The sequence below is a fragment of the Pedobacter chitinilyticus genome, from assembly GCF_003313385.1.
In the GTDB taxonomy this organism is placed as follows: Bacteria; Bacteroidota; Bacteroidia; order Sphingobacteriales; family Sphingobacteriaceae; genus Pedobacter; species Pedobacter chitinilyticus.
This window is the reverse complement of the sequence record NZ_QMHN01000001.1, coordinates 1,497,423-1,512,026: the sequence shown is the minus strand read 5'-3', so window position 1 is coordinate 1,512,026 and position 14,604 is coordinate 1,497,423. Positions and strand designations below refer to the sequence as shown.

Sequence of the window (14,604 nt, the reverse complement as noted above, 5' to 3'; positions counted from 1 at the left end):
CGCATGAAAAAGATATTTTTAACTATGGCAACGGCTTTTGCGCTGTTGCACCCAACTTTCGGACAAATTGCCCAAAGACAAGAGAGCACTGGCTATAAAAGTCGTAAGCTGAAACTGGATGAGGTCAACCTCGTATCCAGCTACTATAGCCAAGACGGAAATAATGCGGCGGTAACAGGGGGGATAGGCTCACAAAAACTTAGCGATATTGCTAATATTTTTGATATAAGACTTACCAAATACGATTTAAAAGAACGTAAACACACTTTTGGTTTGGATGTAGGCATAGATCACTATAGCTCTGCTTCTTCTGATAAAATCGATTTACAGGCAAACTCATCCGCTTCACATGCCGATACTCGTGTCTATCCCTCACTGAGTTGGAGTGTGGAAAATGAAAAAAAGGGAACCACATTAGCACTGGGTCTTTCTTCCTCTACGGAATATGACTACCAATCATTTGGCGGTAATATTGCTTTTTCTACTAAAACCAAAGATAGAAATGGGGAGTTTACCGCTAAATTCCAAACGTATTTGGATCAAGTTAAGCTCATTCTGCCCATTGAACTAAGAAGTAGCGGAGGTGAGCACGAAACGGGTGGAACTGCAGGTAGAAATACCTTTGCAGGTTCCCTATCTTATGCCCAGGTCATCAATCAGCGTTTTCAGGTAATGCTTCTGGCCGATGTAGTACAGCAAACGGGCTACCTTAGCTTGCCATTTCACAGGGTATATTTTAAAGATGGCAGCGTGCATCAGGAAAATCTGCCCAATAACCGCTTTAAGATTCCCTTGGGGCTAAGGGCTAGCTATTTCCTAGGTGATAACGTGGTAATAAGAACTTACTATCGTTTCTATACCGACAATTGGGGCATTAATGCCCATACCGCCGAAATGGAGTTGCCCGTGAAAATAAATGCTTTTTTTTCGATCAGTCCATTTTACCGTTACTACACACAAACGGCTGCCAAATATTTTGCACCCTATCAAAGCCACACCATTGCCGACCAATATTACAACAGCAATTATGACCTGTCAAAATTCAATAGTAATTTTTACGGGGCAGGCATCCGCTTTGCGCCTCCAAAGGGAATATTGGGACTGCAACGGTTGAGCATGCTGGAAGTGCGGTATGGCCATTACAGCAAAAATATCCAGATGAGCTCCGATATAATTTCCTTGAATATCAAATATAAATAGCTAAATTGTTGATGTTAATGACAGTGGGTTTATGAAGATTTTAGTCGTGGAGGATGAGCAACTATTGAGGGACAATATCGCTGATTACCTGAAAGCTGAGGGCAATGTATGCGATCTCGCAGCTAGCCTTGATGAGGCTACCGAAAAAATAGCCCTATACGATTACGATTGCATTTTGTTGGACCTTACCTTGCCCGATGGCGATGGACTGAAATTAATGCGGATCTTAAAAAAACAGGATAGAGACGATGGAATCATCATCATTACTGCCCGCGGATCGGTAGACCAACGGATTGAGGGGCTGGGCTTGGGTGCCGACGACTATCTGATCAAACCCTTTCATCTTTCCGAGCTCAGTGCCAGGGTGCTAGCAATAGTAAGAAGAAGATCTTTTAAAGGGAACGACTTGGTTAGGTTTAACGAATTGAACATTGATATCCAAAGCAAAACGGTGAAGGTGCATGGCGAGCCAATAAGCCTTACCCGCAAAGAGTATGACCTGCTGTTATACTTTATGGCCAATAAATCTAAGGTGATATCCAAATCTGCTTTGGTGGCCCATATATGGGGCGACCATGCAGATATGGCCGACAGCTTTGACTTCATTTATACCCATATCAAAAATCTGCGTAAAAAACTGGTTGATGCTGGCTGTAAAGATTATTTTCAGTCTGTTTATGGCGTAGGTTATAAATTTAGCGCCGAATGAGGTTATTTACCCTATATAACCGTGTGCTGCTCATTACAAGTATGGCTGGGCTTCTTATCATCGGTTACTTGTTTTACAATACCCTGAGCACCTATCTAAACAAGCAGATTGATAATTACTTGGTAGAAGAGCTGCTGGAAGTAAGAGATTATACTTCTAAAAGGCAGGATTTTCCACCGCATTCGGAATTTGAAGATTTGGTGATAGCGTATCATAAAATCTCTAGGATATCAAAAAAAAGACATTTTGGGGATACTATTTTCTTCAATCCCAAAAAGGGAGTAAAGGAAACGGGTAGGTACCTAGAAGAGGATCTGGTTATGGCGGGGCAGAACTACAGTATTAGGATTATTGCTTCCAAAATAGCCCATATGGATCAAGCCAAAAGTATCTTCTTGGTGATCATCCTTCCAGTATTGGGATTACTGGTAATACTATGGGCCGTGAACCGCTATATGATGAAAAGGATTTGGGTACCATTTAATCAATTATTGTTAAACCTTAAGTCTTTTAACGTAAACAAAGAACAAGGCTTTGAGCAGGTAAGCACTTCCATTGTTGAATTTAGGGAATTAAATGATGCGATCGTGGATATCTCACAGCGGGTAAAATCGGATTACCGAGAAATCAGGATGTTTACGGAAAATGCCTCTCATGAGATGATGACGCCAATTGCGGTGATCAACTCTAAATTGGATATGATGCTACAGTCTACCGAGCTGAGCGAAGAGCACAGCAGAAACCTTGTCGACCTATACAGGGCAACGGCAAAATTGACCAAACTGAACCAATCGCTTTTGCTGTTGGTCAAAATCGATAATAATCTACTGCTAGATAGGGAACAAGTGAACTTAAAGCAAATGCTGGAAGAAAAAATACAGTATTTCCAGGAGTTTACGCAAAGGAAAAGTATTGTTGTCAACGCCAATTTACAGGAAAAGGAAGTGTTAATGAGCAGATATCTGGCAGACATTTTATTAGATAATCTAATTGGCAACAGCATCAGGCACAACTATAAGGGCGGGCACATACAAGTTGAACTCAGCCCAGAGCGGTTATCGGTAACCAATACCAGCGAAGCGGGTGCTCTGGATGAAACCGTTGCCTTTGAAAGGTTTTACAAATCGCCCGCATCTGAAGGCATGGGACTTGGCCTAACCATTGTAAAGCAAATTGTTGAACTTCACGGTTTCAGTATTTCCTATTCATATCATGATGATGTACACGTTTTCACGGTGATTTTTTAGGAACCTCGATCATCCAATAAAAAATTAAAGAATATTAACTTAAATCCAGTTCATTATGTTGACGATAGAAAATTATTTGGATAATCATTACATCCACCGAAGCAACTGGTTACGTGCGGCGGTTTTAGGTGCCAATGATGGCATTATCTCTATTTCAAGTCTTGCTATTGGTGTTGCAGCTGCCAGTACCACCAAGGAGCCCATTATGCTTGCAACGGTGGCAGGGCTTGTGGCTGGGGCATTATCAATGTCTGCTGGCGAATATGTTTCGGTAAGTTCACAGACCGATATTGAAAAGGGCGATATTGAGCGAGAAACAAAGGAACTGAAAGAAATGCCTGAACAAGAACTGGACTTGCTATCGCAAATTTACGAACGAAGGGGGTTAAAAAAGGAAACAGCTAGGCAAGTTGCTTTGGAGCTCACCGAAGCAGATGCTCTTGGTACCCATGTAAGAGATGAACTGGGCATTAATGAGATCAGTCAGGCCCATCCCATACAGGCCGCACTGGCTTCTGGAACCGCTTTTACGGTAGGAGGACTGCTACCGCTTCTTGTCATTTTTTTTGCCCCAGTAAAAGGAATGGAATATTGGTTATACGGCTTTACCATTGTTTTCCTGATGATTTTAGGCATTACTGCGGCAAAAACTGGGGGATCTAGTCCTGTTAAGGCAGTGTTGCGGATAGCTATTTGGGGAACCATTGCTATGGGGCTTTCTGCTTTTGTAGGTTATCTTTTTGGCGTAAGTGTATAGTTTTGTAAATGAAGGGGGGCAATGGATGGCTTACTTTCAACAACAGACGTGTAGATTAATACTGCTAAACACTAATTTTGCCGATGAGGATTTTTTGTGGGGTTAAACGTTTCTAAAACTGTATTATTTACAAGGCGCGCAGTCTTATTTAATGATCTCTTGTAACTCTGCCATTAATTCCTTTTTCGCTTTTTCTGAATAAAATTCAGAACTGGCTAAAGATTTTTTGAAATCTTCGACTGTTTGATCATGGTTAAGTTTTAATTGAATTTGTGCATTTAACAGGTATAAATAGCCTTCCGAAAAATTAGGGTAAGAAGCCATTAAAATTTGCCAAGCTTCAATAGCTTTGTCATATTGTTTTTCATTGTAAAAATGCCATCCTTTGCCATTTAAAACACCAAGAGAAAAATTGAGCTTGGTTCCGTAGTTCGATGAAATTTCTTGGTCAAGCGAGGTCTTGATCCCTAAATCTGTTTGTTTAACGGAAGAATACTTGGCCTGAATGGCAGACCATTCTTCAAATATTTCATAAAGTGCGGTGCTGATCATTAAACCAGGGGTAACGTTATGGCTGGCTTCCTTAAAACGAGATGCTTTTATATCTAAAAGAGGATTAGGAGTACGTTTCCTTAGGGCAGAATCCATTTTAATGAAATCTTCTGGAAAATCGTTGCCAATGCCGAAACGATAATATTTTTTAGAATGATAGGACGATGGATGGAGTTTGCCAATCGAATCTGTTAAGTCTATATTTTTCTGATTAAAAAATGGACTCATAGCTATCACAGCATTCAAGTCCTTTGTTCTGGAATTGAAAAGTGATGTCGTAAAATAGCCATACCTCGAATGACCGATGAATAATCTAAAAGGAGCAGCTTTATATTCCTTTTCGGCAAGTGGAATAAGTTCCTCAAAAATGAATTTTTCATTTTCTAAGGCAAGACCATTTGGATCAGAAATTTTATACTGGGTTTCCACATAACGATAACGCTGTTCGGATGCTATGCTAATGATGATAGACGATGGGATGAGTTCGTTACTGGTAAGATAGTCAATGGTATTGATGATGTAGTTATGACTTCTTTGGTTTTGCTTGTCAAATACAATAGTTAATGGAAAGCTACTTTTTAATCCCTTTTGCCACTCTATGGGTACCAATATGGAAATCTTTTTTTCAAATCCGAGATGTTTAGAAATGATCGTGGTGTCTTTTAACTTTCTATATCTTTCGTAGTTCTGTGCATATAGGTTTACAATCAGTAAGCTAAAAATAAAAAGTAGTGCAATCGTTTTTTTAGTCATCGGTCTTTTTAACGGTAATAAGTGTCAGCTACTTCATAACATCATCTCATTCATTAAAGCTCAGCATCTAAAGTGATGAAATCAAGCATTGGATTTTGCAATAATAGGCAAAATAGCCATACGATTGACGTTTTTTGTTGAATTAAAGCAGCTTGCAAAGAGTGGAAACCAACGAGGTAATCTAAAATACCTTCATCATTTTTAAAGCCAACTGACAGCACACCCGATGCACCAAAAAAGTTAACGCTTTGAGAAAAAAAGTGTTAAACGCTTTTACAATATCCGCTACCTGTATGCTTGTTTTTGTTAAAAAGTAATATATTTAACTCGCTTTAATCTGTTTTCAAATGCAGGAAGAGGACCAAATATTACTTGAAGAACTTCAATCTGGGCATAAAGCAGCCCATGAGCTTGTATTCAAAAAATACTATCGTGCCCTTGCGCTTAAAGCTTTCCTCATTCTGGATGATGAGATGGAAGCTGAAGATCTGGTACAGAACCTTTTTGTAGAGATGTGGCAAAAAAATCATTACCAGTCTGTAAAGTCATCTCTTAAGTCCTATTTATTTCGTGCCGTTCACAATCAATGCCTCATGCTACTGCGTAAGCGCAAGAGCCAGCAACAGCAGTTAAATGTGTACACACAATCGTTAGCATACGAAACAGAGGAACTTGAGCATGGAGTGGTTAACCATGAACTGCGTGAACAACATATCCAGATGATTTTCAATGAACTTTCTATGCAGCGCCAAAAAGCTTTTAAATTGGTGCATATAGACAATAAAAAGTATCAGGAGGCGGCAGATGAAATGGGTGTTTCAATCAATTCGGTGAAGACACATCTCAAATTAGCAGTAAAAGTATTGCAGAAAAAACTAACAAATTTAAAATAACATTCACCTAATAGAGACTAACATGCATCTGAATAAGGAGATGGAGTATAACGACGAATATATTAAAGCACTGTTGGTAGAAAAGCTAGCTGGAACCATTAGCAAGGAGGACGAATTAATCGTGAATAAAGCGATGTTGGATTCGCCCATGGCCTTGGCCTATTGGGAAAGTATTCTTAATCAATTCCAAAGCTCTTCCCGTGCTACTAATTTTCTAAATCGTTTAGATGAGCAGGAGGCATGGAATCGTATCGACGAAAAATTGGAAAGTCAGCCCCAAGTTAAGCCTAAAAAGGTGCCTATTTGGCGCTATGTAACTTCTGCAGCGGCAGTATTGGCCATCATATTTATTGGCTTTTGGATGCTTCGTAGTCGTAGTACCGCAACGTTATCTACACCTCTCCATCAGGTATACCTAAAAACAGACGATGGGCAAACACTTGATCTCTCTTCAGACAGAAGATTTGAAGTAGCGGGTGCAGCCATCAACAACCAATCTAAAGAGCTAAGCTATGCCAGCGATGCCAGTAAGCCCCTACAATGGGCAACATTGGTGGTTCCTCCTACAAAAGACTATAAGGTAAAACTTGACGATGGCACCACCGTGTGGCTGAATGCAACATCAAGCCTGCGTTTTCCATTTCGTTTCGATCCTTCAAAACGTGAAGTATACCTAACAGGCGAAGCCTATTTTGAAGTTGCCAAAAACACGAAAGTACCTTTTGTGGTACATACCAATTATGCCGACATTCAGGTTCATGGCACCTCGTTTAATGTAAGTGCCTATGAAAATGAAGCTTTTTCGGCCTCGTTGGTAGAAGGCGCTGTTTCTGCCATTAAGGAAAATAAACAAGTTCCCTTGCAACCAGGTCAAGAGGTGTTTTCTAAATCTGGCGGGCTCGAGATCAGGAGTTTCGATCCAGAACTACTTTCATGGCGTAGCGGAACTTACTACTTTCACCGTAAGCCCCTAGCAGAAATTGCGCAAGTTTTGGTACGCTGGTACGATGTGAAAATTGATTGGAAATCAGCAGAAATCAGCAAGCAAATGTTTACTGGCGAGATAGACAAAAGCCAGTCCTTAGAAGTGGTACTTTCTAATTTACAGCTCACATCAGGCATCCATAGTAAACTAGAAAAGGGCATTTTAACCTTTTATTAATTTTTTTCAAAAAAACGTTCACCCCTTTTAAGGATGATTGCATCATAGGTTTAACTTAAATATAAACCTAAACGCATGATCAAAAAACTTACTAGAATGTGCCGGTTGTCCTTACCGGTGATTTCGCTAATGCTTTTCTTTTCGGTTGCTTCGGTGGCTTCTCAAATTCCTGCAAAAATTAGCCTAAAGGCCAGCAATATTACACTAGCCTATCTTTTTAAAACAGTTAAAAAGCAAACTGGACTTACGGTTTTTTACAGCAATGCATTGTTAGACGATTCGCAAACCATCTCGGTAGATTTTGAAGCCGCAGAGCTTGCAGAAGTGATGACGGTAGCGCTTAGGGGCAAGCAATTGGATTGGGTAGTGAAGAATAAATACATTGTGCTTCAAAAATCTGCGGCAAATTCAACACCAAAGAAAGACAATGCCGAGTCGACAACACTAAAAGCCGAAATAAGCGGTAGGGTTACTGATGAAACAGATGGACCATTGCCAGGCGTTAGCATTAGGGTAAAAGGAAGTACTAATGGCACCCAGACAGATAATGATGGACGTTATAAAATTATCGCTACGAATGCCGATATCCTAACCTTTTCTTATTTGGGCTATGCACCTCAGGAAATACCAGTTGGGGCGCAAACAACCATTAATGTAAAGTTAAAGGTAGCCAACCAAGATTTAGGAGAGATTGTTATTGTGGGCTACGGTAAGCAGCAAAAGACAAGCTTAACGGGATCGGTTTCGCAAATATCAGGTAAAGATATAGCGGTTAGACCTGTTGGACAAACTTCTGCCGCCTTACAGGGCATGGCCCCAGGGGTTACGGTCAGACAAAGTTCGGGCAGGCCTGGAGGAGATGCGGGAACCATCCGTATACGTGGTGTAGGTACATTGAGCGATCCCAATCCATTAGTGATGATTGATGGCATAGAAGGCTCAATGAATAATATCGATCCTAACTTGATTGAGTCTATTTCGGTATTAAAAGATGCCGCCTCTTCTTCCATTTATGGTTCCAGGGCGGCTAACGGTGTCATCTTAATCACCACTAAACGAGCTAACGTAGATCAGGTAGGCATCTCGTATAACAATTACATCGGTTGGCAAAATCCAACCAATATGCCAGACATTGTTGATGCGCTAGATCACATGTTGTTAACCAATGAGGCTTATGTAAATACTGGACGGACGCCCCTTTATTCATCGTCGCTGATTGAACAATATAGAGCGCAGAATGGTGTCAGTTCTGATGCCTATCCAAATACGGATTGGCAGAAAGAAACCTTAACAGGCTCTGGCTTACAGCAAAGTCATTTTTTAACCGTTCAGGGCGGTACCAATAAAGTGCGTTTACTGGGCTCTTTTGGTTTGCTGGATCAAAAAGGGGTTATCCAAAATTCGGGTTTCAAACGTTATACCATCAGAACAAATGCCGACATCAAGTTTTCTGATAAATTAAATGCCCGCATTGATTTACAGTATGTAAATGCCATTACCACAGAACCAGCCGCGGGTTCAGGTGATATTTTCCAATGGATGAATGGTATACCTGCCAACCAAATAGGAAAAACCCAAGCTGGGCAATGGGGAGTGGGGTGGAATGGTTTCAATCCTATTTCAGCAAGTGTAGACGGAGGAACCAATCGTAGCCGTGCACCATTTGGAAGCATTAACGCCGTGCTGAACTACAAACCATTAGATTGGCTGGAGGCCGAGGTGGCCTACGCCCCTAAATATGCACTTACCACGGGGAAAAACTATCGTATAGCAGTACAATCTTATTTGCCTAATGGTACGCCTAGCTTTTTAACGCCTGCCATGACCATGCTTACCCAAAGTAACAGTCATTCCTTTTTCAACAATGCCAGGGCAACGGTTACGGCGAACAAAAATTTTGGTAATCATCAATTGAAGCTTTTAGTAGGGGCTTCGCGTGAAGATTTCTACAACGAGTGGGTAAACGCTTATCGTGATAACTTTATCCTACCTGATTATGATTTGCTGAATGCAGGTTCTGCCTTAAACCAACAGGCTACTGGAAGTGCTGAAGAATGGGCCTTACAATCATTTTTTGGACGTCTCAACTATTCCTTTAAAGGCAAGTATTTATTAGAACTTAATGCTCGATACGACGGTTCTTCACGTTTTTCGGCGGGTAATAAATATGGGTTTTTCCCTTCAGCATCTGCTGGATGGCGCATTTCCGAAGAAAGCTTTATGTCTGGCTTAAAGAAAGTAATTAATGAAGCCAAGTTGAGGGTATCGTGGGGAACTTTAGGTAACCAAAATATTGGTACTTACCCTTCGGTAACGGCCATTATATTGGAGTCGTACACTTTGGGCAAGCAAATTGTAAACACTGCCGCACTAAACATGTTGGCCAACAAAAACATCTCCTGGGAAAGCACCGAAGAAAAAAACATTGGTTTGGATTTAACCATGTTTAACAACCTGACCATTACGGCAGATTATTACCGTCGTCGTACCAGTGATATTTTATTACAGTTAGATATTCCTTTGATCGGTGGATTGGGCAAGCCCTTTCAAAATGCAGGGGTGGTAGATAATAATGGTTGGGAGCTAGGCATAGGCTATAAAGGAAAAATCAAAGAATTTAATTACAATGTGAATGTCAACGTTTCTGATGTGATCAATAAGGTGGTAGATACACGTGGCATTAACCAAACAGGAACCACGGTAAATAGGGAGGGCTATTCGATAGGCTCACTATTCGGTTATGTTTCCGAAGGCTTGTTCCAGTCTGATGCAGAGGTGGCAACACATGCCAAACAGTTTGGTACAGTTAAAGCGGGTGATATCAAATACCGTGATCAAAATGGAGATGGCATCATCAATGAATTGGATAAAGTGGTGATTGGCGGAACCATTCCCCGTTTTACCTATGCAGCCAATTTAGCCGCATCTTATAAAGGTTTTGACATTGGCATATTGCTACAAGGCGTAGGTAAAGCCAATGGCTATTTAAGCGGGCCTGGTATTTTGCCCTTTAACGTAGGCGGCGTAATTGGCGGTACCATTAGAGAAGACAACAAAGACCGCTGGACGCCAGACAATCCGAATGCCAAATTTCCACGATTGGCCTTTGGAGAAACCAATAATGAACAAATCTCCTCTTTTTATTTAAAGGATGCTTCCTACTTAAGGTTAAAGAATGTACAGATTGGCTATACCCTGCCAGGCAAGATCAGTCAAAAAGTGTCGATCAAACGATTACGCATTTTCGCCAATGGATCCAACTTAGCTTCTTTTGATCGCTTTTGGGAAGGCTATGATGTAGAAGTACCAGTTGGCGTTGGAAATATCTATCCACAGGTAAAGGTTTATAGCTTCGGTTTAGAGGCTTCATTTTAAAGAAGTGTACAGATGAGAACGTATTCAATATTAAACATCCGCAAAAAAAATATACTGATGAAAACAAAAAGAAACTGGCTGATGGTACTGTTACTAATAGCCGCCCTTGCAGCTTGCAAATCAGATTATTTGGACAAAAATCCTTTAAGTGGACCTTCAGACGATTCGTTTTTCACCAATCAGGATGAACTGATTTTAGCGGTGAACGGAATCTATCGTTATGCTAATTATACGCCTTTGGATAACATGCCCCTTAACCTGCTTACCGACAACGCAAGCGATATTGGTTGGGACCGAAATAACAGCGCACTACAAAGTATTGGAAAAGGGAACCATGACAGTACCAACGGTTTTGCCCTCAGCATATGGACAGAAGCCTATAAAGTAATCGCCAAATGTAATTTCATACTGGACAATATTGATAAAGTAAAAGACAAAACTGCTCCAGCTATTTTTAACCGTTCGCGTGCCGAGGCCAGGTTTGTACGTGCTTACACTTACCATTACTTGGTAGATAACTTTGGCGATGTACCACTAATTACCAAGGTGCTTACACTCGAAGAAATGAAAGTGCCTAAAAATCCTAAAAATGAAGTGGTTGATTTTATATTGAAAGAGTTAAGTGAGGCCGCACCAGACCTAGAAATCACTTACACGGGCGCAAACGTGGGTAGGGCAACCAGAGGCGCAGCCTTGGCCATTAAAGCCAGAACAGCACTATACAACCAACGTTGGAGCGTAGCTGCAGAAGCGGCAAAGGCGGTGATGGATTTAGGTGTTTACAGTTTGCATAACAACTTCGGTACTTTGTTCAGCTATGCTGGTCAAAACTCTAACGAAATTATTTGGGCCTTCCAATACCTGAAAGCTTCCCGTACCAAAACCCACTCTACGCCCAATAACCTAGTGTCGAGAAATGGATTAGGTTTCACCAATAAAGTACCCTCGCAATCATTGGTTGACGTGTATTTGTGTACCGATGGGTTGAATATCGATGAATCGCCATTGTTTAACCCTTCCACACCTTATCAAAACAGAGATCCTCGATTGACTTTTACCATTGCCGTTCCAGGTTCTATTTACTACAATTATCAATTTGAAACACATCGAGATAGTGTAAAATGCTGGAACTACAACACCACGCCAGCAACCCGAGTAGACAATCAGGATGCCTTAAATGCCTTTGCTACCTTTACAGGCTATTGCTGGAAGAAATATGTGGATTTGGAAGATAGGTTAGATCGTACCAATTCTGAACTTAATATTATCCAAATCCGATATGCAGAGATCCTCTTGATTTATGCGGAGGCAAAGAACGAATTGCAGCAACTTGACCAATCGGCCTATGATGCCATTAACAAAGTACGAACCCGTCCAAGTGTAAATATGCCACCAATTACCTTAGGTAAAACTGAGGCTGAATTTAGAAGCCTTGTTCGCAAAGAACGTCTTTACGAATTGGCCATGGAAGGATTTAGGTTGAGTGATTTGCGCAGATGGAGGATTGCGGAAAAGGCGATGAATGGTAATTTTTATGGGCGTGTGCAACGTGGCCTGGTTGCCGCTGCACCACAGATTGATGAAAATGGACTTACCGATTATACTTTGGTGCCTAACCGTGCCGATATGCGTGTGGTAGAAGTGCGTACCTTTAACAAGGATCGCGATTACTTATGGCCAATTCCAAACATTGAAACCGTTACTAATCCACTACTTAAACCTAATCCTAATTACTAATGATGTATATGCGAGCTCAATGGAGAAATGTACTTTGCCTGATGGTGATCTTGTTAAGTATCAAAAGTGGTTTTGCACAATCCACCTCAAAATCATATGATATTTGTGTTTACGGAGGAACTTCTGCGGGGGTAATTGCGGCCTACACGGCTGCAAAGCTTGGTAAAACAGTAATTCTGATAGAGCCAGGTAAGCATTTGGGTGGCATGAGCAGTGGCGGCCTTGGTTTAACAGATATTGGAAACAAATATGCCATCAGTGGTTTGTCGCTCGATTTCTATCGCCGAATAGGCAAACACTACGGACGTTTTGAACAATGGGTGTTTGAACCTCATGTGGCCGAAAAACTATTTAACGAATATGTAAAAAACGGAAATGTACCTGTGCTTTTCCAAAATCGTATTGTGGGTGCCACTAAAAAGGGAAATCAAATTGTTGCCATCCAGCTCGAAAACCCTAAGGAAAAACAAACGACTTCGGTAAGGGCGAAAGTTTTTATCGACTGTTCTTATGAAGGTGATTTAATGGCCAATGCTGGCGTATCTTATGCGGTGGGTAGGGAAGCCAATGCCGAATATGGTGAAACTTTTAACGGTGTGCAATTAATGAATGGTCACCAAATGCCCCCAGGAATTGATCCCTACAAAATTAAAGGCGATCCTCAAAGCGGCCTTTTATGGGGAATTGGAAAAGGCACACTTGCAGAAACAGGCAGTGGCGATAAGAAAGTGCAAGCCTATAACTTCCGCATTTGTTTAACCAATAATCCCAACAACCGTATTCCTATTACGCAGCCTGATGATTATTTGCCAGAGCGTTACGAGTTATTGATCCGTCAAATGGAAAAACGGGAGTGGAAATCACTCCAAGATGTTTTTATATGGAGCGGGATGCCTAACCAAAAAACAGATATCAATAATAGAAATGGCTTTTCTACCGATATGATTGGCATGAACTGGGATTATCCCGAGGCGAATTATGACAAGCGTGCGGAAATTTGGAAAGCACATGTAGATTATACCAAAGGCTTGTTGTTTTTTGTAGGTACTGACCCAAGGGTGCCTGAACACATTCGAAAAGAAATTGCGCAATGGGGCTATCCCAAAGATGAATATATTGATAACGGGAATTGGTCTCATCAATTGTATGTAAGGGAAGCAAGAAGAATGAAAGGCGAGTTAGTGATGACCCAACATCACTGTCAAGGCAGAGAAAAGGTTGCCGATGGGGTAGGGATGGCCGCTTATACCATGGATTCGCATAATTGCGATAGGATTGTGGTAAAAGGTGAAGTACGAAATGAAGGCAATGTAGAAGAAGGTGGTTTTGGACCCTATCCAATTTCCTATAGGGCCATTGTTCCTAAAGAAAAAGAAGCCGCTAATTTAATAGTGCCCGTTTGTCTTTCCGCTACGCATATCGCTTATGGTTCTATCCGTATGGAGCCTGTTTTTATGGTATTGGCCCAATCGGCAGCCACGGCAGCAGTACAAGCCATAGATCAGAAAGTTGCTGTACAGCGCATCAATGTAACTAAGCTTCAACAACAGTTAAAGAGCAACCCTTTGGTAGATGGCAGTAGACCAGAAATTGTGATTGATAATAGCGACCAAAGTTTAGTAACGGTAACAGGGAAGTGGGATCATCAAACCTATGGGGGTTATGGGCCTGATTTTCTGGTGGCTTCTGAAAATACGGGTCAACCTCAATCCATCAAATACAATTTCAACCCATCCATTAAAGGAAAGTATGAAGTATTTACCTATTACCCCAAAAGAGCTAAAACGGCTACAGAAAGCAAAATCATTGTATTTGATGGGAAACAGCAAAAACAGCTACATGTTAAAGATAGTGATGTAAAGGTACTCGGGCAAACTTATGGCGAATGGGTAAGCCTTGGTACTTATGATTTTTCTCCAACAGCGGCATTTGTTGAAATCATTGCTGGCGGAACAGCTACCGTTGCCGATGCGGTTTTGCTGGTGCCAAAAGAATAATTGAATAACAAACGTGCCGTTAGAGATAGGTGCTGTAGGTTTTATCTAATGGCTTTGGTAAGTTGTTGGTATTTTAAGCTACGAAATTAATTCAGGTAAATAATAATTAAACAGAGTTCATCTAGCTAATTCTGTTTAATTATTAATCTTTTTCAACAATTTTACTGATGAGGGTGGTAATCTCATCTTCATTGTAAGATAAACAATGTTTTTTAGCGGATG

General features: G+C 41.0%; 10 protein-coding genes. 9 read left to right on the top strand and 1 reads right to left on the bottom strand.

Going from position 1 to position 14,604, the window contains the following annotated elements:
* The first annotated feature begins 3 nt into the window (after positions 1-3).
* From DUT70_RS06270 to DUT70_RS06255, 4 genes are read left to right on the top strand one after another with little or no spacing between them, the layout of a single operon-like run.
* Entirely contained in the window at positions 4-1,200 is a 1,197-nt protein-coding gene (locus tag DUT70_RS06270) for a DUF3570 domain-containing protein (RefSeq protein ID WP_113646395.1), read from the top strand.
* Between the two features lie 31 nt (positions 1,201-1,231).
* Entirely contained in the window at positions 1,232-1,909 is a 678-nt protein-coding gene (locus DUT70_RS06265; protein ID WP_113646394.1) for a response regulator transcription factor, read from the top strand.
* The gene (locus tag DUT70_RS06260) at positions 1,906-3,156 is read left to right on the top strand and encodes a sensor histidine kinase (protein WP_113646393.1); all 1,251 of its coding nucleotides are present in this window, start codon (positions 1,906-1,908) and stop codon (positions 3,154-3,156) included. The genes DUT70_RS06265 and DUT70_RS06260 overlap by 4 nt, the downstream gene beginning before the upstream one ends.
* Before the next feature lie 55 nt (positions 3,157-3,211).
* Complete coding sequence (locus DUT70_RS06255) at positions 3,212-3,913, top strand: VIT1/CCC1 transporter family protein (protein WP_113646392.1); 702 nt, start codon at positions 3,212-3,214, stop codon at positions 3,911-3,913.
* Positions 3,914-4,057: 144 nt separating this feature from the next.
* On the opposite strand, the gene DUT70_RS06250 is transcribed toward DUT70_RS06255, so the two are convergent.
* A complete protein-coding gene (locus tag DUT70_RS06250; RefSeq protein ID WP_113646391.1) occupies positions 4,058-5,218 on the bottom strand; it encodes a hypothetical protein in 1,161 nt (386 codons plus the stop codon).
* 347 nt (positions 5,219-5,565) lie between these two features.
* Here DUT70_RS06250 and DUT70_RS06245 point away from each other — a divergent pair, with 347 nt between their 5' ends.
* The 5 genes from DUT70_RS06245 (at position 5,566) to DUT70_RS06225 (ending at position 14,382) form a co-directional block, all read left to right on the top strand.
* A complete protein-coding gene (locus DUT70_RS06245; protein WP_113646390.1) occupies positions 5,566-6,111 on the top strand; it encodes an RNA polymerase sigma factor in 546 nt (181 codons plus the stop codon).
* Positions 6,112-6,133: 22 nt separating this feature from the next.
* Positions 6,134-7,273, top strand: a complete 1,140-nt coding sequence (locus DUT70_RS06240) for a FecR family protein (RefSeq protein ID WP_113646389.1) — start codon at positions 6,134-6,136, stop codon at positions 7,271-7,273.
* Between the two features lie 75 nt (positions 7,274-7,348).
* Positions 7,349-10,648 (top strand): TonB-dependent receptor, encoded by a 3,300-nt coding sequence (locus DUT70_RS06235; protein ID WP_113646388.1) that lies wholly within the window; start codon positions 7,349-7,351, stop codon positions 10,646-10,648.
* Between the two features lie 57 nt (positions 10,649-10,705).
* Positions 10,706-12,385 carry a RagB/SusD family nutrient uptake outer membrane protein gene (locus tag DUT70_RS06230; protein ID WP_162926575.1) on the top strand — a complete coding sequence of 560 codons (1,680 nt, stop codon included), beginning with the start codon at positions 10,706-10,708 and terminating at the stop codon, positions 12,383-12,385.
* Positions 12,385-14,382 carry an FAD-dependent oxidoreductase gene (locus tag DUT70_RS06225; protein ID WP_240432036.1) on the top strand — a complete coding sequence of 666 codons (1,998 nt, stop codon included), beginning with the start codon at positions 12,385-12,387 and terminating at the stop codon, positions 14,380-14,382. Before DUT70_RS06230 ends, DUT70_RS06225 begins: the two co-directional genes overlap by 1 nt.
* The last annotated feature ends 222 nt before the right edge of the window (positions 14,383-14,604 follow it).